The following is a 20,711-nucleotide window of genomic DNA, read 5'->3' as shown; positions in this document are numbered from 1 at the left end:
GCGTTGTATATTCAGTACCAGTTAGTCGAAACAGTGCCGCATAGGGGACGTCATCATGAACATTACACATTTAGAGCACGTCATTATTGCGTTGCTGATTCAGTGCGCCTTGCTGTGGCTAGTCTCAGCGAGAGTGGGAGGCTCTATCGCCATTGCGCTGCTACTGGGAAGAGAGATTGCACAGCACGAATATCGGCTGGGTATTCAACGCGGCTGGGAATGGGGTGAAACATTACCGGTTGGCATGTTCGAGGGCGTTTGGCGCGGCTGGACCCTCGACTCAGCGCTCGACGTACTGCTACCAGCAGCAGCCTGTGCCGTACTAGCCATTGCTATTAGCGTTTGGCGTAGAAAAAGCAGCACGCTCAAATAGCCATGTTTATGGCTCCTGAACTCTGGCTCCTGAATTCTGGCTCCTGACCTCTGAGTTTAAACACGCTGAAACTGGTAGCACCGAGCACTGATCAGTCATTCTCCATCCGCTCATTGCGATAGAGCTGCCCCTGATTTTCTACTCGCCCATCGGGTAAGCGGCAATATCGTCCGGTGCCCAAGCTGGTTTCTTGAACCTCCGTCTCACCGCCAATACTTTCGCAGTATTGAGCTGCACGCTGGGTCATGTAGTTTTGCGTGTTATCGCCCCCACCCTCGCTTGCACAACCTGCCAGCAACAGCAAACCGCTCATTAAAAAAACCTGGCGGCCATCACGCATCAGCCTTTTAACGTTACATCCTGCCTCTACCGGCGTTGAAATCATTCGCATGGCGGCCTCCTTTATGTTTCGAACACTCATTCATTACCTTAGCGCCGCACGCTATCAATGGCTATCTTATTGATGCCGCCATTTGCTGTTATCAAAAATGGTAGCTAAGCTGTAATCAGTCTCGTAGATGTACAGCTCTTGTAGATAGGCATGAGCTGTATCTGCGGGCAGTACCCTGATCATAAGGCCAAGATCGAATCCACAAGGCCAGTATTGAATTCATAAGGAGAGTGAAGCTATGTCCAGCCCTGAACATAAGCAAAAGATCTGGAAGATGATCAAAGATATCAAAGTTGGCATGCTGGTGACGCTAGACAACGACACCCCGCGCGCCCGGCCAATGCACCTAGTGCAAGAAGAGTACGACGGCACCCTATGGTTTTTTACTCGGCGCAGCGCCGAAAAGGTGTTTGAAGCCAAAAGAGATCACGATGTGTGCCTTAGCTTTTCCGATCAAGAAGATGGCGTTTACGTTTCGCTTTCCGGCAAAGCTAACCTTACCGATGATCGCGACCTGATCGAGAAATACTGGAACTCTTTCATTGCAGCCTGGTTCCCTGAAGGCAAAGACGACCCGGATGTTGCGCTGCTGGAAATTAAAGTGGAGATGGGCGAGCACTGGAAGTCAAAAGAGAGCAAAGCCTTCCAGCTTTACGAAATTGCGAAAGCTAACCTGAAAAAGGACGCCACGCCGAACCTCGGTGAAAACGAAAAGTTCGGCGGTTAACGTCATACCCAAGCGCCCTACTACGGGGCGCTTATTCCGTTACGCCGTTATATCTACTTTCTTATATCGCATAGCCGACCTGAACCGCTTCAAGGCCAGAAGCGTTGACTATCAATCACCGTAATGAACGGCCGTAATAGCATTTTTAGGCGACCCATCCACTAGCCGAGTGCTGTAGGTAAGGTAAACAAAGGTTTGCGTTTCGGTGTCGTGCATACGAACAACGCGCAGATTTTTGAACAATGCTGAGCGGCGCTGGGTAAAAATCACCTCTTGCTCCTCTACGTCAGCCGGGGCGAACACTATCTCTCCCGTTTGCCGGCATACCACGCTGGCCTCACTTGCCTCTTCAGCCAACCCTACCGCCCCGGAAATGCCGCCGACCTGCGAGTAGGAAATGTAGCAGGAAATACCCTGCACCTTCGGGTCATCAAAACGCTCTACTTCAATGGTGTTATTCGGCCCAAGCATACGAAACTCGGTACGCACGCTGCCAATATGAGCATCCTGCGCCAACAGCACCGACGGCATAAGCGCCAACATCACGACAAGTGTGTTTAGAACAATGCGTTTAGAGAAAAACATGGGGAGTGTCCTTTCCGTAAGTAGCGGAGTAAGCGTTAGACGCAGAGCATGGCTAACGCCTGCCATTTAAACGGCAGCCGCTGAAAATCACAAAGCAAAACGAAGATGTAAATGAAGAAAAACGACTTTGGTGGGGATATGGCGTCCCTAGGAAACACCACAGTGCTGTGTCTATCCATCGCAAGCACAGCCACTTGGCTGATGGCAGGTATAGCTGCGACTGATGCAGGTGTTGCCGCACGCTTTACCCTTCCTGCAAACTTTACAGCAACCGCCTTGGGCTAAGGCCAGCTCTGTGGGAAGAGTATCTAAAACCAGACCGCACTCTGCGTTCTCCTCACTCACTTGCAGCTCAGCTTGGGTTATCCATGTTTCTGAATCGACCGCTGGCTGCTCAGCACTCACGGCCCCGGCGAAGCATAGCACCAGTACTAATATTATTGCTCGGATAGTCACCTGCGTTCCCTTCGTTTATTTTTTTGGCAGCGGAGTATAAGCGGGAACGGATTAAATAGGGATTTCTTAATACCCAGGCTGACGCTGATCAGCCATTTAAGCTTCGAGCTGAGGAGGGATTCCAATCTGGATGCGGCCTAAAGACCATAACGGCGGGGATTAAAAAAGTGGCAGTGAAGACTAGAATAAATGATATGGCGTCCCTGGCAGGAGTCGAACCTGCGACCTGCCGCTTAGGAGGCGGCTGCTCTATCCTACTGAGCTACAGGGACTTAAGCTTTCTAAAATAAGCGGGCGGCAGTATAACGCGTCAGCCTAGGCAGGGCCACCGAGGAGGCTAAATCCACCCCAGCAAGCGTAAGGCAAAAACGCCGACCGTCACGGTGACGCTCGCCATGAGTGTGGTGATCGCGATGATATTGGCCGCTAATGCCACATTACCCCCAATCGCTTTGACCATTACAAAGCTTGCCGCAGCGGTTGGGCTGGCAAAGAACAGGAACAATAAACCTAGTTGCTCGCCCGAAAAACCCACCATCCACGCCGCTACGGTGGAGAGCACCGGCATTGTCACCATCTTCATCAAGCTTGAGCCTAGGGCCACCTGGCTACCGGTACGCATACTCGACACTGAGAGTGTTGCACCGATACAAATCAATGCCAGCGGCAGTGTTAAAGACGCAAAGTAATCGCCTGAGGTAATTAGCCAACTGGGTAACGGGATCGCAAACACGGTGAAAGGCAGTGCCGCAAACACGGAAATAATCAGCGGGTTGGTGGCTACGTGTTTTAACAGGCTGCGCCAGTCCGTTGACTGACCCGGTTGATAGAACGCCAGGACAACAACCGAAAACGCGTTGTACATCACAATCACCACGCCTAGCAGCAGGCTACCCGCTGAAATGCCATAGTTACCGTACATGCCCGCTGCCAGTGCCAGCCCCACCACGCCGCAATTGCCGCGAAATGCCCCTTGCACATAAATGCCGCGCTCTTGACGTGGCACGCGGTAATGCGCCCACAGCCAGCTGAGTAGAAACTGGCCCAGGGTGGCGGCAGCGAAGAACACCATGAGCGATACGTCCAGCGCAACGCCCAAGTCCGCCTTGATCAAGCTAATAAAAATTAGCGTCGGGAGTGTTGCTTTAAAAACCAGCGCAGAGGCCGTCGAGACAAAAGCACTATCGATCCACTTCAACCGTTTTAGCATCAAGCCAACAAATACCATTGCAAAAACAGGCAGCGTGACATCAAGCGTGCGGGCAAACAGTTCAAGTAGGTTCACAACAATATCTCGGTCAATTAAGCACCTGCTTATACTCTACTGCCAAGCATGATTTGTCGACTGGCGAAGCCATGAACGATTGGCAGTAGAAAACTGGTGGCCAGAATCACATGTCATTTGACTGCGTTTTAGCGAAGCTATCTCTATTAATCTCATCACCCGGCGGAATTATGATCGTTAGTAGGAACATTCACCACGACACTATCTCGGCCAAGATTTTTAGCCTCATAACTGGCTAAATCGGCACGAACAAGTACATCAGCCTCGTTCGTATCGCTTTCATTAAAAGTCGTGACGCCAATACTCATTGTCACCCTGTATTCCTTACCTTCATGAATAACCGAAACAGCGCTAACGGCGCGACGCAACGTGTCTGCAATTTTTTCTGCTTGCGATAGGGTGCATTTAGAAAGCAGCACACCAAACTCATCACCGCCCTGGCGCGCCACATGGTCGCTACGACGGACTTTCAAGACCACGACTTGGGCGACTCTCCTTAACATTTCATCGCCCAGAGCATGGCCACCTTGATCATTAATAGGTTTAAAATGATCTAAATCAAAAAGTAGCAATGCCGAAGAGGTATTGGTTTTTTTAAATTCAGCAAAAGCCTCTTCGAGACGCCGTTCAAAGCCTCGCCGGTTCAATAGGCCGGTCAGTGGATCGTGCTCGGCTTCCCAACGCTGAATAGCTTCTCTTTCGCGACGTTCAGTGATGTTCTTAACAACACCCACCCAACCTAGCGCCTGCCCACCCAGCTTGAGCACAACCGCCCGCGCATGAAAATCCAGCCAATACGTTTCGCTGTCACTACGCTTAAAGCGCAGTTGCCTAACGAAATCACTGCCATTCTTCAAGCTATGCCGCCACATGTCTTTAGCGCCAGCACGATCCTCGCTATGGATATGCTGCAACAATTCCTCTACTTGGAAGGCGCTATCAATGCCAAGCATTTCCAGCAATGCCGGGTTCATATAGGTGATAGCACCATCACAATTGGTAATAAACATTCCCTGAGGCGTAGCATTGAGAACAGAATCTAAAAAAGCTTGGCGCTCTTGTAAATGTTCGACGAGTTGCTGGCGCTCGCTTTCGACCCGATTAAAAGTGGAAGCAACCTGCTGCAACTCTTCCATGCTCGTTGCTAGGGCAACCTGCTCACGCTCACCTACTCCCACCTCACCAATTTGCACCTCTAAATGCTTCAGTGGTGTCAAAACGCGCGCGAGAACCCACCCCATCAATGGCATCATCAATATGACGAGCACCAACCACGTCCACCATAGCCGATAAATAAACTCTGATAGTGGGATCTGAGCCTGATCAACGGGTAAATAGATACCCACTATCCAGCTGGCCGGCCATACTTGAGCGTATGATTGCAGCGCCATTTGACCATCTTCGAGTACTCCAAGGCTATCGCCCTCCCATCCATCCAGCGCCAAGTCCAACCAAGGATTAAATGAAGCACTGGGTACAAAAGAATTAATCAGCGATTTATTTGGGTGATATAAAATTTTGCCCGAAGCCGTAGCGACACCTGCATAGCCTTTCTCGCCCAATCGCACCTTTGACAAACGATCAAATAAACCGCCAGAATTGAGGCTAACAATGCCGCCAATCAAACCGATGAATTCGCCCTCTGCATTGAGACGTGGAACGCTTACCAGCACCATCTGAATGCCACTCGCACGCCCTATAAAGGGTTCGCTGACGTAAGGCTGACGAGTACCACGAACCATTCTAAAGTACTCACGCTCCTCACTTTCGAGCCCAATGCGTCCACTAACGGCGGGCCAGTCAGCTATTATGCGTCCACTTGAATCCGCCACTATCACACCCTCAAACCATGCGATTAGGGCGTCGTTTACTCGCAGTTGGGCGTTTAACCATTCCGTATCATCGCGATTACCAATGATGGCGCTTAAATAATTAAGCGCTTGAAAGCGCGACTCTATTTGCTGGGTGACCTCATCAGCTAGTAACGTAGCTTCGTAGCGCAGATGAACCATATTAGTCTCTTGCACCATCGCTTTGCCTGCTTGCCAAGCCATGCCAAGCACTAACGTCACGACTAGAAGCCAGGTAAAAGCCAAGCCCAGCAGAAGCCGACCTTTTAAAGAATGAAAGCGAGGAAATCGCTTGAATTTTAAACGCTGCACTAATGGCATCGGATTAACTTGCTATAGGTCACATTCATTCGCCGCAACTAAAACCTCAGTATTATTAATTATATTCACATCATGAGGTTATCAAAAAAGAGCATTGGGCGCGCGTTAAAACATGTAAGTTATACGGAGATTCACTGCTATTTAAAAATCGCGTTCAGCGTTACATGGCAGGCAACGGTCAGAAGTATGCACAACCCGCACTGCTGAATTGATACCTACCGCTATTTCACGTATGTTCGCCCGCCTACTCTTTTGTCATCTCACTGCGGCCTTAATTTATGGCGAAACGAACAGCAGGCTACACATCATCAGGCATTCGCAAGGTTAGTGCCCTGCCTGCCCTGCTGACCGAATTTGATCGTTTTGAACGCATAAATCCAGTGAAGCGGAAACCAAACGCGGTGGTCGGCTGGGGATTAAAGCAGACCAGCGTGCGTGCTCGTGGTTATGCTCAGCGCCATCAACTGCCCTATATTGCGCTAGAGGATGGCTTCCTACGTTCGCTAGGCCTGGGTGTTAATGGCTTTCAGCCACATAGTCTTGTCGTCGACCATACCGGTATTTATTACGATGCCTCGCGCCCCTCTGACTTAGAAAACTGGCTCAACACCGATACCTTTGATGATGAAGAGCTAGACCAAGCAACGCGCTGTATGGCGTTGATTGCCCGCTATCGGCTATCCAAATATAACCACGCCGCGGACCACCCTATTCAGGCATCAAACCAGGCGCGTGTATTGGTTGTTGATCAAACCGCTGGCGACGCGTCCATTCATTATGGCGGCGCGAGTGCTGAAAGCTTTGAGCAGATGCTTGAAGCGGCCTTGAGCGAGCACCCCGATGCTGAGATTTTGGTTAAAATTCATCCGGACGTCATCGCGGGTAAGAAGCAAGGCCACCTGCTAAAAGCTGCTGAGCACCCTCGTTGCCATGTCATCAGTGAAGATCTCAATCCCTGGGCGCTTTTTGATCACGTGGACCACGTCTATGTGGTGACCAGCCAACTCGGCTTTGAAGCCCTACTAGCGGGCAAGCAGGTCAACTGTTTCGGCATACCGTTTTACGCAGGCTGGGGATTAACACTTGATCAAATTCCCTGCCATCGACGCCGCCAAGCGCGTACGCTGACAGAAGTGTTTGCCGCGGCCTATTTGCGCTACTGCCGCTACGCTAACCCTTACACCCAACAGCCCGCCACGCTGGAAGAAACCATCGCCCTGATCACCGATCAAAAGCGCCAGCAGGAACGCTATCGAGGCGCATGGTTAGCCTGTGGCTTTTCATCCTGGAAGCGACGCTTTATTGGCGATTTTCTAGGCACCGCCGCTCAGGTCGAGTATCAGCCAAAGCTACCTGGTGCGCTAACCACTGAGCCAGATCCAAAGCGGCTACTGGTCTGGTCAAGCCGCATTGATGCGAACTTTAAACGCCAATATGACCAGCACATGGAAACATTATGGCGGATGGAAGATGGTTTTATTCGCTCGGTGGGCCTGGGAGTTGACTTAACTCAGCCGCTGTCTCTCGTCATTGACTCCCAGGGTATCTATTACGATCCCGGCCAACCCAGTGACTTAGAGACACTGCTCACCAACACCACGTTTAGCGATGACCTACTACTTCGCGCCCAGCAACTGCGTGAACGGCTCGTGGCGCTCAAGCTCTCTAAATACAACGTGCGCGGACAAACAGGCATTGATCTACCTCAGGATCGTTATACGATTCTGGTACCCGGCCAGGTGGAAAGCGATGCTTCTATTGCTACAGGCTCACCCCATATCACCACCAATAGCGGGTTATTAAGCGCCGTTCGTAGCGCCCACCCAGACGCTTTTATTATTTATAAAGCCCACCCTGACGTATTGAGCGGGGCGCGCATCGGTAAACTCGATACCAATGCCAAACGCCTGTATGATCTAGAGGCCAGCGGTCTCGATATCGCGGCGTTATTAGAGCGTGTTGATGCCGTTCACACGATGAGTTCCTTAACAGGATTTGAAGCACTGCTGCGCAAGCGTGAAGTGTGCACGTATGGTCTGCCATTTTATGCTGGCTGGGGGTTAACACAGGATTCGCTTAGCTGCCCACGCCGCACGCGTACGCTCTCATTGGACGCGCTGGTTGCAGGCACGCTGATTTTGTATCCCGGCTATGTGGACCCAGCGTCCGGGCAGCTATGCAATGCTGAAACGGTCGTTAGCCTGTTGGAACAGGCAAGAACACAACATTCTACCCCTACATGGAAACAGCATCTTTACCGCTGTTATCGTAACTTGTTGATTAAAAGGCATTGAGTTGAAGCATCCGAAGCGTGCATTCTTATTTTTGCAAGGCGTGTGCTCACCGTTTTACCCACGCTTAGCCAAGCGCCTGGTGAATGACGGGCATCGCGTTGTAAAGGTCAACTTCAATGCAGGCGATATCGCCTACTGGCAGCGTACCCATGGCGAAAGCCACCTCTTTCGCGGCGCTGAAGACGAGCTACCTGGTTATATCAAAGCACTGTGGCAAAAGTACGCCATTACTGACCAAGTGATGTTTGGTGACCGTAGGCCCATTCATCGCCCCGCGGTCGATAATGCGGCGGCAGCTGGCGTACGTACTCATGTGTTTGAAGAAGGCTACTTTCGCCCCTTCTGGATTACCTTAGAGCGTGAAGGCGTTAATGGCCATTCGCTGTTGCCCCGTGATCCACGCTGGTTTTACGAGACCGGCAAAGCGCTACCCGAACCACCCACCCCGGTGCGCTTTCGATCTTCTTTTAAGATTCGCGCAATGCATGACGTTAGCTATCACTTGGCTGGCCTGGCGAACTCGCTGGTCGCGCCCCGCTATCGCAATCATGCGCCAATTAGCGCACCCGTTGAGTATGCAGGCTACGTCAAGCGCTTCACCCAGCTGAAGTTCTGGAAAAAACGCGACGCCCAGCGTATCAAACAACTGATTGAGAGCGGCCGCCCCTACTTTATGCTGCCGCTGCAATTAAACAGCGATGCCCAGATTCGCTACCACTCACCCTACGCCGATATGCAGGCAGTGATGGAGCATGTTATGGGCTCATTTGCGCAGCATGCACCCAGCGATGCGATGCTGTGCATTAAGAATCATCCGCTGGATATGGGCCTCACCAACTATCCTAAAATCATCCGCCGGCTCGCTGATCACTACGGCTTGCAAGGGCGCATTGTTTACCTGGAGTCTGGCGACCTTAACGCGCTGCTCAAGCACGCCAAAGGCAACGTAACCGTTAACAGTACGGTGGGTATCGTTTCGCTTGAAAAACACTGCCCAACGTTCGCACTAAGCGACCCTATCTACAATCTGACGGGGCTCACCGACCAAGGCAGCCTTGAAGACTTTTGGCAGCAGCCACAGCCGCCTAGCGCAGAGCTGTTTGGCTATTTTCAGAAAACGGTGATGCATGCGGTTCAAATCAATGGCGGCTATTACTGCCAGCCTAGCATTGATTTAGCCGTCGACAACGCCGCGCGGGTGCTAGAAGCCTGCCCGTCGCCGCTGGAGAAACTGCTATGACCACCCTTCAGAAAGCGGCTGAAAACCATCATCGCTGCGTCCTGATCACCGGCGCTACCGGCGCCATTGGCGGTGCCCTGGCGCGCGCCTACGCTGCTCCGAATACGCAGCTTATCCTGCACGGACGACAGCAGGATAAACTAGAGGCCCTAGCCGAGATTTGCCGCCATCAGGGTGCCAAGGTCACGCTTTCGAACATCAACCTAACCGATGATCATGCTCTAAAGGCGTGGCTGGACGAACTATGCACCAACCAAGTGCCAGACATCGTCATCGCTAACGCGGGCAAAAACACCCATCCCCAAGGAGCCGACATGCTAGAGCCCTGGGGAGAAGTACAAGCGCTGCTAGATCTTAACCTTAAAACGCCTATCGCGATGGCACAGCATTTAGTACCTGCTATGCAAAATCGTGGCAGCGGTCAGCTGGTCTTTATTAGCTCGCTTGCCGCATGGCACGGCTTGCCCACTACGCCCAGCTACAGCGCTAGTAAAGCAGGCATAAAAGCTTACGGCGAAGGCCTTCGCGGGCTGCTAGCCCCTCACGGCATTGGCGTGACAGTGGTGATGCCCGGCTATGTTACCTCGCCTATGTGTGACGCTATGCCTGGGCCTAAACCCTGGGAATGGCCCCCCGAGCGCGCCGCTAAGGCGATTAAGCGCGGCATCGCGACTAATCGCTCGCGCATTAGCTTTCCCTTCCCGCTTAACTTTGGCACCTGGTGGCTTGCCGTACTGCCCGGTGGCGTTTCTCAGTGGCTAATTCAACGCCTGGGCTTTAATCATCACGGGGAGACGCCTCATGATTAGTGCGCTGATGTGGCCACTTCTTGTGGGGCTGATAATGTGCAGCGCTTTTGAAGCTTTGCTCAACCCGCGACCGCGCCCATTTTGGCAGCGCAGCATCGCGGTTAATGTCACCCATACCGGCTCTTGGCTGCTGCTCTTTGGACTCTTGGCATTACTGCTACAACGCCCCTGGTTTACGGTAGTGGTAGTGCTTTCGCTGCAATTGGTTGTTATTCAGTCGAGCAATAGCAAATCACGCACGCTCAACGAGCCGTTTATCTGCCACGATTTTGAATATTTCTGGGACGCTATTTTGCATCCACGCCTTTACGTTCCCTTCTTTGGCGTTGGGCTTGCAATTGCCGCTAGCAGCGCCGGGGCTGTGGCTATCGGTGTTTTTTTCTATTTGGAAACGTCGCTTGTTACGAGCGAAGGCGCGAGCCGCTTCTTAATCGGTGCGTTTGAGATCATTGCCATAGGCGTGCTGCTGCTGTCGTTCAGTCTCCCTAAGCAGCCTGCCATCACATTGCAACCCGTACACGACATGCACCAGTTAGGGCTATTTGCCAGCCTCTGGGCCTACGGCGTGGCACTGATGCGCTCCCCAGTGCCTAAACCTGAGCAATCGCCTTTTCACGCATTAACGGACGTTGCGAAAGCGCATCAAGCCAAGCAATCACTGCCCAATGTGGTATTAATTCAGAGCGAGTCATTTTTTGACCCACGCTCGTGGTGTGACGAGATTGACAGCGGCCTTCTTCATCATTTTGATGCCACCCGCGCAAGCGCTACGCTTCACGGCTCGCTAAACGTGCCTGCCTGGGGCGCCAATACCGTTCGCACCGAATGCGCCGTACTAACGGGCATCGCTCCTGAAAAATGGGGAGCGCGCCAATTCAACCCTTACCGTACGTTATCGCGCCACCCGCTGCCCAGCTTGGCAAGTGCCCTTAAAGCTGCGGGTTACCGTACGGTCTGCGTACATCCCTACCTGGCAAGTTTTTATTTTCGCCACAAAGTGATGCCGCAAATGGGCTTTGACCAATTCATCGATATCAGTGCATTTGAGAGCAGCGACAAAGCAGGTCAATATATCGGTGACAGAGCGGTGGCACGAAAGATTGGACGCCTGCTTGAAGATGACGATAATAGGCCGCTATTTGTTTTTGTGATCACCATGGAAAATCACGGCCCGCTGCACTTAGAAACGCCCCGTCAAGACACGCTAGCTACAACAATGCCCGGCGCAACTTGGCCGTTACCGAATCATTTACGTGATCTTGCTGTCTATTTGCACCATCTCAGTGAATCCGACAAGATGCTAGCGAGCGTTAAAAGCGCATTAAATACAGCAAATCGACAGGGGCTGCTAGGCTGGTATGGTGACCATGTGCCTATTCTACCGGAGGCCTATGAATATTTTACGCCGCCGGATAGCCGTACCCCCTACATGATATGGTCAACGCAGGGCCCACAGGCAGAGCAGTTGCCAGCAGCGGGCGAACGGTTGGCATGTGCCAACGAGCCTTACGAATTAGCCGCAAACGAACTTGGCGTCCAGTTATTCAAACAAGTGTTTGGACACGATATAAGTAGCGTTATGATCAAGGCAGAACCAGAACCTCAGGAGCAAGAATGACTAAACGCGTTGCCATTATCGGTGCCGCCCATCGTTTCCCCGGCACCACCCCTGAAACGTTCTGGCAGGATCTGCAAGCCGAAAAAGATTTAGTCACTGAAGTGGCCGCTGACCGCTGGAGCCACGAGGCTTTTCAGCACCCGGATAAACGCCACCCCGGCACCAGCGTGACGTTTGCCGCCGGTAGCCTGGGTGATATCAGCGGGTTTGACGCTGAGTTTTTTGGTATTTCGCCACGTGAAGCGGCCAACATGGACCCTCAGCAGCGCATGTTGCTAGAGCTTGCCTGGGAGGCCATGGAAGATGCCAGCATCGCGCCTAGCTCTCTGCGTGGCAGCCAGTGCGGGGTGTTTTTAGGCGTCGCCAGCTTAGACTATTCCTATCGCATCGCAGACGATATGGCGGCGATTGATGCCTCAACCGCTACCGGCAATACGTCGAGCATTGCATCGAACAGGCTGTCTTACGTGTTCGATTTACATGGTCCCAGCATGTCGCTGGATACTGCCTGCTCGTCGTCTATGGTGGCCTTTCACCAGGCCTGCCAATCGATTCGCAGCGGTGAAACTAATATGGCGCTGGCAGGCGGCATTAGCCTACACCTGCACCCTTACGGTTTTATTATTTTCTCCAAAGCCAGCATGCTCTCACCGACGGGCCGCTGCCAAGTATTCGATGAGTCGGGCAACGGCTATGTGCGCTCGGAAGGCGCCGGCATTTTCCTGCTCAAAGATTATGATCAAGCGGTTGCCGATGGCGACAATATTATGGCCGTTGTCGCAGGCTCGGCGGTTAACACCGACGGTCACAAATCTGGCCTGACCGTCCCGAACCCCAGCGCCCAGATTGACTTGATGAAGCGCGCCTATCAGCAGGCGGGCATAGCGCCGGATGAGATCGACTACTTAGAAGCTCATGGCACCGGCACCGCTGTGGGCGACCCGATTGAAGCTCGCGCCATTGGCGAGGCGCTCGGTCAGTACCGTAAAACACCGCTACTTATTGGCTCAGTTAAAAGCAACCTTGGCCACCTGGAAACGGCCTCTGGCGTTGCGGGGCTAGCAAAAGCGCTTTATAGCATTCAGCACCGCGAAGTACCGGCCACCATTGGCATTCGTAAACTGAACTCACGCATCAAATTTGATGAGTGGAATCTATCGGTGGTCACCAAGGGCCAAGCGCTGAAAAAACAGGGCCGGCTGGTTATTGGCATTAACTCTTTCGGTTTTGGCGGGGCCAATGCCCACGTTATTTTAGAAAGCCCACCTGAACGAGCTCAGCCAACGCCACAAGCGCCCGGCGCACAGCTACCCATTCGCCTTAGCGCGCGCAGCGAAGCCGCGCTCACGCAAAGCGCCGCAGCGCTGGCCAGCTATTTGCGCGAAAACGGCACTACGCAGCTGTACGATATAGCCCATACGCTGTTTAACCGCCGCGACCAGCATAGCCACGGCGCTCTGTTGTTTGCTCAGACGCCAGAAGAAGCGGCTATCGCGCTGAGTAAACTTGCGGCGGGTGAAACAAAAAGCGCCACGCTACTTACGCGCTTATCCAACGCGGCGGGGCCTGTCTTTGTTTATGACGGCAACGGCTGCCAGTGGGAAACCATGGGGCGCGACCTGCTACAGGACTCACCGGTCTTCGCTGAGGCGATAGACCGTGTTGATGCATTATTCCAGCAGTACGGTAGTTTCTCTTTACGCGCCGAGCTTGAAGGTCACAATACTGAAAATCCAAAGGCCGAAGCCCAGCCAGAGCAAGACCGTTTTGCACTGACTGAGATAGCGCAACCTGCTCTGTTTGCACTGCAGATAGCTCTCACAGAGTGGCTGCGCCAACAAGGCATTATGCCCACCGCGGTTTTCGGCCATAGCGTCGGTGAAGTTGCCGCCGCCTGGGCCAGCGGCGCGCTAAGCTTGGAAGATGCGGTCAAAGTCATTTACTTTCGTAGCGACTATCAGGGTAAAACGCGTGGCCAAGGCGCCATGACCGCTGTCGCTATCAGCGCCGACGACATTGCCGAATGGCTGGCAAAGCCTGCGTTCGAAAACGTTTGCCTGGCAAGCATTAACAGCCCGAAAGGCATTACCCTGGCAGGCGACAGCGCACAGCTAAGCGCATTGGAAGCGGCCCTGAGCGAGCAAAGTATTTTCGCTAAGCGTTTACCGCTGGATTACGCCTTCCACAGCCCGGCAATGGATAGCATTGAAGCAGGCGTCGTTCATGCACTGGGCGACATTACCCCGCAGCCCACGCAAATTCCCTACTATTCCACCGTGACCGGCACGCTGATTGACGGTCATGAGTTAGATGCCACCTATTGGTGGAAGAATATCCGTGAACCGGTGCTGTTTGACGCTGCCGCAAGCGCGTTGATTCAGCAAGGCAATAACGTGTTTATTGAAATCGGCGCGCACCCTATTTTGCGTCGCTATCTCAACGACTCACTGCGCCAATTAGAATGCCCAGGCCTCGTTTTTGGCACCATTGAGCGCCACAAATCGGGGCTGGATGGACTACAGCGCTGCTTAAGCCAGATGCTGCTGAGCGGCCTTGCTCTAGACAGCAACTTTTTCCCCGTTGAGGGTCGGCGCGTCTCGTTGCCGCGCTATGCCTGGCAACGCGAGCATCACTGGGTACAAAGCACCGGCGACAGCCAAGGTCTGCTCGGCCGCTATTATCAGCATCCACTGCTGGGCTACCCGCTGTCTCAGCATGAACACACGTGGGAAAGCCAACTTGATACCCAGCGCCTGCCCTGGCTGGCAGACCACGTGGTTGGCGAAGGGGCGGTTTTCCCCGGCGCCGGTTTTGTAGAGCTCACGCTTGCGGCAGCGCTGCAGCTAAAAGACACTCCGCTGCTGGATATAGAAGAGCTGGAAATTCGCGCCCCGCTGTTGCTAGACGGCACACATGGTCGCGCCATGCGCCTTACCTATCTGCCGGAAGACGGCCGTCTTGAAATTCACTCTCGCGAACCAGCGACCAGCAGTGAATGGCAGCTCAACGCCGTGGCCCGCACAATGCGTGAGAGCCGTGGCTTCCTGCTTAATCGCAGAGCACCCGTGCTCCCCAGCCGCGCGCCGGACTATACGCTAAACGACCACCTGCAAATGGCCGAGCGCATTGGCCTGCACTACGGCCCTTCTTTTCAGGCCATTTCACGCGGATGGATTGAAGGCGATGCGGTCATAGGCGAAATCGCCCTGCCGGACTCGATTCAGGCGCAGCTCACCACACTGCATGTTCACCCCGGCATTCTCGACAGCGCCTTTCAAATGTTTATACCGCTGCTCGCGCAGCACAGCGAGTTTGCTGCGCAGCTGGCCTTTGTGCCGGTACGCGTTGGGCGCATTCAGGTAAATACCCAGGCAGGCGCGCCCGTATTAGCCCGCGCGGTGATGGGCAAACGTGCGCCGCACTCGTTTACCGCTGATTTTGAGCTGTATGACGCGGCCGGGAACGCTGTTGCCGTACTGAGCAAAACGCGCTTTAAAGCAATTCGTCTCAACCGCGCCCATCATCAGCACTTTAGCTATCTTGATATTGAGCTCACCCCAGCGCCGCTACAGGCCAGACCGCTGGCATTCCCCGCCGAAGCACTGACGCAGCTGGCCAATATCGCCAGCACTTACGCTGAACGAACCGGCCAACGCTATGGCAATGAGGTAGCACCGCTGCTTGATAGCCTGAGCGAGGCGTTTACCCAGCAAAGCTTGGCTCAACAAACAGCTCAAAAAACAGCGCACGAAGCATCTCAAGATCAGCATTCACCAGACGTTATCTGGCAACTGCTGGTACAAGATTACCCAGACTACTTTGCCCCGATTCACCTCGTTGGCCGTTTGGGATTACATCAGCAGGCACTGCGTAGCGGCACCAGCGACTTAGACTCTCTAGGCATTAGCCATAACCAACTAGCGCGCTTAAATCGTGTTCTAGTGGGTGAAAGCGGCTGGCAAGCCATCGCGGGCGAGCTGGGGGAGTTGGTGGACGCACTGTTAGCGTCACTACCCGCCGGGCAGCGCCTGCAGCTACTGGAAGCCGGCCCTAGTGCGCCTGCGCTTGGCGAGCGTTTACTGGAGCGCAGCGGGCAAGCAACCAATAGCGACCTCAGCCATTATCGTGTGATTACCACCCACGACACCGCCCGCCATCAGGCCGATCAGCTGCAAGAACGCTTCCCGCTGATAGACGTACAGCATCTGAGCCAAGAGGATTCTTCTTCGCTTGCTGAACCGGCTTGCGCTGGAAAAGCACAGCTGGCATTCGTCAGCATCGATGTCACTCAGCCTTTCGCCACGCGTCAGTTAATTGAAGCGCTACCCGCGCAGCTGGCCCCTGGCGCTCAGCTAATGCTGGTGGGCATTGCTCCCAGCCGCTGGCTTGATGATCTGCTGGCCACACCGGGTATCGATCAAACGGCGCTGGAGCAAGATACGCTGATCGGCTGGCTAAACGATCAAGGCTTTGTCGTTTCTGCGCCCATAGCGTTAGAAGAAAGCGGCAGCGGCGCTTATCTTCTGCATGCACACTATCCAGAAACGTCAGCGGCAGCGGTTTCAACCGCCACCTCACGACGCCACTTGGTGGTCGCTGATTCAGCTAGCGAAACCCTCGCAGCACGCTTAGTTGAAACGCTGCAGCAGCTGGGTGCGCCAGCCCTGCTCAGCGTCAGCCAAAACGCACCTGCTGAGTTATTGGCTGATGTGCTGGCCCAGCCAGAGTTAGTGAACCATAGTGATCTAACGCTTAATGTGATCGACCTGCGCGGCCTAGGCGCAAGCAGCACCGCCGAGCAAACTGCACGCTGCGAACACGCTTTGCAGTGGACGCTGGCACTAGAGCAGCAGTCGCTCGCGGCCTCACTATGGCTGGTCACCCGTGGTCTTAGCCCGCTTTGGCAAACAATGCCAGGCACTAGCCACACGCCTGATGATAACGATGCACCAGGCGATGCTGTGCTGTGGGGCTTTGGCCGCTCGCTTGCCAATGAAGCCGTGGGGCATAGCGTTTATCTGCTGGATATACCGGCGGCCATTAGCGGGCCGGCTCTTAAAACATGGGCGAAGATACTCAGTCAGCCGGATAGCGAAAACGAAGCACTGATCGATAGCCAAGGCCATCGCTTTGCGACGCGACTACGCACGCTACCCGCGCCGCAGCCAGCAGCGCCAGCCTCAAGCGAGCAGCCGCGCCAGGCGATGACGCTGGGTTTTGCTATGCCCGGCCAGCTACGCCAGCTGGCATGGCGCCCGCGCCCACTGCCCGAAGCCGATGCTGACGAAGTAGAAATTCGCGTTAAAGCCACCGGGCTGAACTTCCGCGATGTAATGTATACCCTGGGCCTGCTCTCTGATGAAGCGATTGAAAACGGCTTTGCCGGACCAACGCTAGGCCTTGAGTTTTCGGGCGTGGTGGAAACCGTGGGCAGCAACGTGACGCACGTGACGCCTGGGCAAGCCGTGGTGGGCTTCGGCCCGGCCAGCTTCAGTGACCGCGTCATCGCTAGCCAACATGCTGTCGCGCCGTTGCCGGAAGGCATTAGCTTTGCCGCCGCGGCCACTATTCCCACCACTTTCTTCACGGTCTACTACGCGCTAAAGCATTTAGCCCGGGTAGAACCAGGCGAAAAAGTATTGATTCACGGCGCAGCAGGCGGCGTGGGCATTGCGGCTATACAAATCGCTCAGTGGCTGGGTGCGGAAATTTACGCCACGGTCGGCTCTGACGAAAAGCGCGATTTCCTACGCCTGATGGGCATCGAGCGGCTTTACGATTCACGCTCGCTCACCTTCGCCGAGGAGATCCTCGAAGATACCCAGGGCGAAGGTGTTGACGTGGTGCTTAACTCACTAGCCGGGGAAGCAATCAATCAGAACCTGCGCGCGCTGCGCCCGTTTGGTCGCTTTCTGGAACTAGGCAAGCGCGATTTCTATGAAAACACTCACATTGGCCTGCGCCCCTTCCGCAACAACCTGAGCTACTTTGGCATCGATTCCGACCAGCTTATGAAGGTGCAGCCTGCGCTCACCCAGCGCCTGTTTGGCGAAATGATGGCACTGTTTAATGACGGCACGCTGAACCCACTGCCGTTTACCTCGTTCAGCCACAGCCAGGTGATTGACGCTTTCCGCTACATGCAGCAGGCGCGACAAATCGGCAAAGTGGTTGTGACGTACGAACAGGCTATCTCGCCGCCCAAGAACGATTTAATGGGCACAGCAGCGATGCAGCTATCCGCAGATGCCAGCTACCTAGTGACGGGCGGCCTCGGCGGCTTTGGCTTAAAAACGGCTCAGTGGCTGGTAGCGAAAGGCGCCCGGCAGCTGATTCTGCTTAGCCGCAGCGGCCCCGCCAGCGAAGAGGCCCAAACGGCTATTGCGGCGTTTGAGCGGGAAGGCGTGAAAGTACTCGCCTTAGCCTGTGACATTACCGATCGCTCCGCACTGGCAGCAGCACTTGAGCGGGCGAAAAGCGAGCTCGCACCGCTGCGCGGCATTGTTCACGCCGCCACGGTGATTGACGACGGTTTGATTCGCAACTTAGATGCCGAGCGTATCCAGAAAGTATTGGCGCCCAAAATAGACGGCGCCCGGCATTTAGATGCGCTGACGCGCGAGACGACGCTGGACTTCTTTATTGTCTACTCCTCTGCCACTACGCTGTTCGGCAACCCGGGCCAAGCCAGCTACGTGGCGGCTAACCACTGGCTGGAAGGCTTTGCCGCAAACCGGCGCGCGGCAGGCTTACCGGCAACCTGCGTACGCTGGGGCGCAATTGACGATGTTGGCTTTTTGGCGCGCAACACCCGCACTCGGGATGCGCTGCAAGAACGCCTAGGCGGTTCGGCGCTGCATTCAGATGACGCGCTTAACGTGCTCGAACAAATGCTGTTAACGCCAGGGCCAAGCCTGGGCGTGCTAGAGCTTGAGTGGGGCGCGCTTGCTCGCTTCCTGCCGACAGCTGAAGCGCCACGCTTTAACGAAATTGCCCGCGCCAGCGACGACGATAACAGCGTGGATGCAGACGATGACATCAGCGCCCTGCTGGCCGACCTTTCTCCTGAGGAGCTGCACAGCACGGTAACAGAGCTGCTGCGCACTGAGCTTGCCAGCATCCTGCTGATTGATGAAGACAAGCTCGATGTTCATCGCTCGGTTTACGACATGGGCTTTGACTCGCTGATGGGCGTTGAGCTAATGACGGCCATTGAGAACCGTTTGGGCGTCCAGGTGTCAGTCATGGTACTCAGTGAAGCATCGACATTGGATAAATTGGCGGGTGTGCTGATTCAAAAAATGCATCAGCACGACGACATTGACGACGACTCGCAGAATGCGATTGCTTCGCTGGCCGCACAGCACGGCACGGAGGGTTTCGGCAGTGAAAAATTGACCGTCGAGCCGGCGCCCGCGACATCATCATCGACAACCGAGACATCATGACTGCTAAGCGCTCTGACCTGAAACAACAGCTTCTGGAACAAGCACGCAGGCGTTCCACGTCGCGTGCTAGCAATGCCTCATCTGAGCAAGGGGCAGAGCAGCGTCCGGTGCCCGAGCGTTTCACACGCTTTGATGCCCAGCCTGGCTACCAGCAAATTGCCATGATGCGTCAAGCTGCGGAGCAGCTGGGCCTGATCGATCCGTTCTTTAAAGTGCATGAAGGCACCGCCGGAGCGACCAGCGTCATCGATGGACAAACCTGCATTAACTTTGCCAGCTACAACTACCTTGGCTTCTCCGGCGACCCGCGCATTAACCAAGCCGCCTGTGATGCCGTAGCACGCTATGGCACATCGGTTTCTGCCAGCCGCGTGGTTTCCGGCGAGCGGCCCATCCACCAGGAATTGGAACAGGCCCTTGCGAAGGCGTATGACGTTGAAGATGCCGTCGCCTTTGTCAGCGGCCACGCGACCAACGTGTCAACGCTTGGCTATTTGCTTGGCCCTAAAGACCTGGTGCTTCACGACGAATATATTCACAACAGTTCGTTAGTCGGCGCGCAGCTATCTGGCGCTAAACGCATGTCGTTTAGCCATAACGATCCCGCTGCGCTGGAAGCCCTGTTAGCACGTCACCGCCATCAGTTTGAACGCGTGCTGGTGGTGATTGAAGGGCTTTACAGCATGGATGGCGACATCCCTGAGCTTCCCCGCTTTATCGAAATTAAGCAGCGCCATCAAGCATGGCTAATGGTTGATGAAGCACACTCTTTTGGTGTGATGGGCGATACCGGCCTTGGGCTGCGCGAATATTTTGATATCGACTCGCGAGACGTGGATATCTGGATGGGCACCATGAGTAAATCCATGGCGGGCTGCGGGGGCTATATTGCCGGCAGCAAACCGTTGGTTGAAATGCTTCGCTACCTTGCGCCAGGCTTTCTCTACAGCGTTGGCATGCCAGCCCAGGTGGCTGCGCCTTCCTTGATGGCCCTAGAACTACTTCAGCAGGAGCCGGAACGCGTACAGCGACTCCACAGCATTTCGCGCTACTTCCTTGAGCAGGCAAAGGCGCGCGGGCTGGATACCGGCAAAAGCATCGGTGCAGCGGTGGTCCCGGTGATTATTGGCAGCTCAGCCGCCGCCGCTCGGCTTTCCCATGGGCTACTGGCTCAGCACATTAACGTACAGCCAATTTTGCACCCGGCGGTTCCTGAAAAAAGCGCGCGGCTACGCTTCTTCCTTTCGTGTGATCATACTCAGTCGCAGGTTGATCAAACGCTAGATGCACTCGCCAGACTGCTGCCCTAATAAA

General features: G+C 54.4%; 12 protein-coding genes and 1 tRNA gene. 8 read left to right on the top strand and 5 right to left on the bottom strand.

Going from position 1 to position 20,711, the window contains the following annotated elements:
* Window positions 1–55: 55 nt before the first annotated feature.
* A complete protein-coding gene (locus KUO20_RS05505) occupies window positions 56–373 on the top strand; it encodes a hypothetical protein (protein WP_235041884.1) in 318 nt (105 codons plus the stop codon).
* A 91-nt stretch (window positions 374–464) separates the two neighbouring features.
* Here KUO20_RS05505 and KUO20_RS05500 read toward each other — a convergent pair whose 3' ends face one another.
* Window positions 465–764 (bottom strand): DUF333 domain-containing protein, encoded by a 300-nt coding sequence (locus KUO20_RS05500; protein ID WP_235041883.1) that lies wholly within the window; start codon window positions 762–764, stop codon window positions 465–467.
* Between the two features lie 238 nt (window positions 765–1,002).
* Here KUO20_RS05500 and KUO20_RS05495 point away from each other — a divergent pair, with 238 nt between their 5' ends.
* Window positions 1,003–1,491 (top strand): pyridoxamine 5'-phosphate oxidase family protein, encoded by a 489-nt coding sequence (locus KUO20_RS05495; protein WP_235041882.1) that lies wholly within the window; start codon window positions 1,003–1,005, stop codon window positions 1,489–1,491.
* 111 nt (window positions 1,492–1,602) lie between these two features.
* On the opposite strand, the gene KUO20_RS05490 is transcribed toward KUO20_RS05495, so the two are convergent.
* From KUO20_RS05490 to KUO20_RS05475, 4 genes are all read right to left on the bottom strand, one after another.
* Window positions 1,603–2,076 (bottom strand): CreA family protein, encoded by a 474-nt coding sequence (locus KUO20_RS05490; RefSeq protein WP_235041881.1) that lies wholly within the window; start codon window positions 2,074–2,076, stop codon window positions 1,603–1,605.
* A 651-nt stretch (window positions 2,077–2,727) separates the two neighbouring features.
* Window positions 2,728–2,804 (bottom strand) — tRNA-Arg (locus KUO20_RS05485).
* A 65-nt stretch (window positions 2,805–2,869) separates the two neighbouring features.
* The gene (locus tag KUO20_RS05480) at window positions 2,870–3,817 is read right to left on the bottom strand and encodes an AEC family transporter (RefSeq protein WP_235041880.1); all 948 of its coding nucleotides are present in this window, start codon (window positions 3,815–3,817) and stop codon (window positions 2,870–2,872) included.
* Window positions 3,818–3,972: 155 nt separating this feature from the next.
* Window positions 3,973–5,988 (bottom strand): sensor domain-containing diguanylate cyclase, encoded by a 2,016-nt coding sequence (locus KUO20_RS05475; protein ID WP_235041879.1) that lies wholly within the window; start codon window positions 5,986–5,988, stop codon window positions 3,973–3,975.
* Between the two features lie 278 nt (window positions 5,989–6,266).
* On the opposite strand from KUO20_RS05475, the gene KUO20_RS05470 reads away from it, so the two are divergent.
* Genes KUO20_RS05470 through KUO20_RS05445 form a run of 6 tightly spaced genes read left to right on the top strand, consistent with a single transcriptional unit; the run spans window position 6,267 to window position 20,707 of the window.
* Window positions 6,267–8,282, top strand: coding sequence for a capsular polysaccharide biosynthesis protein (locus KUO20_RS05470; protein ID WP_235041878.1), 2,016 nt, complete (start codon window positions 6,267–6,269; stop codon window positions 8,280–8,282).
* 1 nt (window position 8,283) lies between these two features.
* A complete protein-coding gene (locus tag KUO20_RS05465; RefSeq protein WP_235041877.1) occupies window positions 8,284–9,522 on the top strand; it encodes a capsule biosynthesis protein in 1,239 nt (412 codons plus the stop codon).
* Window positions 9,519–10,331, top strand: a complete 813-nt coding sequence (locus tag KUO20_RS05460; RefSeq protein ID WP_235041876.1) for an SDR family NAD(P)-dependent oxidoreductase — start codon at window positions 9,519–9,521, stop codon at window positions 10,329–10,331. The genes KUO20_RS05465 and KUO20_RS05460 overlap by 4 nt, the downstream gene beginning before the upstream one ends.
* Window positions 10,324–11,949 carry an LTA synthase family protein gene (locus KUO20_RS05455; protein WP_235041875.1) on the top strand — a complete coding sequence of 542 codons (1,626 nt, stop codon included), beginning with the start codon at window positions 10,324–10,326 and terminating at the stop codon, window positions 11,947–11,949. The genes KUO20_RS05460 and KUO20_RS05455 overlap by 8 nt, the downstream gene beginning before the upstream one ends.
* Window positions 11,946–19,397 carry a type I polyketide synthase gene (locus tag KUO20_RS05450; RefSeq protein ID WP_235041874.1) on the top strand — a complete coding sequence of 2,484 codons (7,452 nt, stop codon included), beginning with the start codon at window positions 11,946–11,948 and terminating at the stop codon, window positions 19,395–19,397. The genes KUO20_RS05455 and KUO20_RS05450 overlap by 4 nt, the downstream gene beginning before the upstream one ends.
* The gene (locus KUO20_RS05445; RefSeq protein ID WP_235041873.1) at window positions 19,394–20,707 is read left to right on the top strand and encodes an aminotransferase class I/II-fold pyridoxal phosphate-dependent enzyme; all 1,314 of its coding nucleotides are present in this window, start codon (window positions 19,394–19,396) and stop codon (window positions 20,705–20,707) included. The genes KUO20_RS05450 and KUO20_RS05445 overlap by 4 nt, the downstream gene beginning before the upstream one ends.
* Window positions 20,708–20,711: the final 4 nt, after the last annotated feature.

This window comes from Vreelandella profundi (genome assembly GCF_019722725.1).
Taxonomy (GTDB): Bacteria; Pseudomonadota; Gammaproteobacteria; order Pseudomonadales; family Halomonadaceae; genus Vreelandella; species Vreelandella profundi.
Note: the sequence above shows the minus strand (reverse complement) of the source record. Positions and strands in the feature narration are given on the sequence as shown.

Bases quoted from the DNA above. Each gene is read 5' to 3' on its own strand.
- KUO20_RS05505 (WP_235041884.1), top strand. From the start codon at position 56: ATGAACATTACACATTTAGAGCACGTCATTATTGCGTTGCTGATTCAG.
- KUO20_RS05500 (WP_235041883.1), bottom strand. From the start codon at position 764: ATGCGAATGATTTCAACGCCGGTAGAGGCAGGATGTAACGTTAAAAGG.
- KUO20_RS05495 (WP_235041882.1), top strand. From the start codon at position 1,003: ATGTCCAGCCCTGAACATAAGCAAAAGATCTGGAAGATGATCAAAGAT.
- KUO20_RS05490 (WP_235041881.1), bottom strand. From the start codon at position 2,076: ATGTTTTTCTCTAAACGCATTGTTCTAAACACACTTGTCGTGATGTTG.
- KUO20_RS05475 (WP_235041879.1), bottom strand. From the start codon at position 5,988: ATGCCATTAGTGCAGCGTTTAAAATTCAAGCGATTTCCTCGCTTTCAT.
- KUO20_RS05470 (WP_235041878.1), top strand. From the start codon at position 6,267: ATGGCGAAACGAACAGCAGGCTACACATCATCAGGCATTCGCAAGGTT.
- KUO20_RS05460 (WP_235041876.1), top strand. From the start codon at position 9,519: ATGACCACCCTTCAGAAAGCGGCTGAAAACCATCATCGCTGCGTCCTG.
- KUO20_RS05455 (WP_235041875.1), top strand. From the start codon at position 10,324: ATGATTAGTGCGCTGATGTGGCCACTTCTTGTGGGGCTGATAATGTGC.
- KUO20_RS05450 (WP_235041874.1), top strand. From the start codon at position 11,946: ATGACTAAACGCGTTGCCATTATCGGTGCCGCCCATCGTTTCCCCGGC.
- KUO20_RS05445 (WP_235041873.1), top strand. From the start codon at position 19,394: ATGACTGCTAAGCGCTCTGACCTGAAACAACAGCTTCTGGAACAAGCA.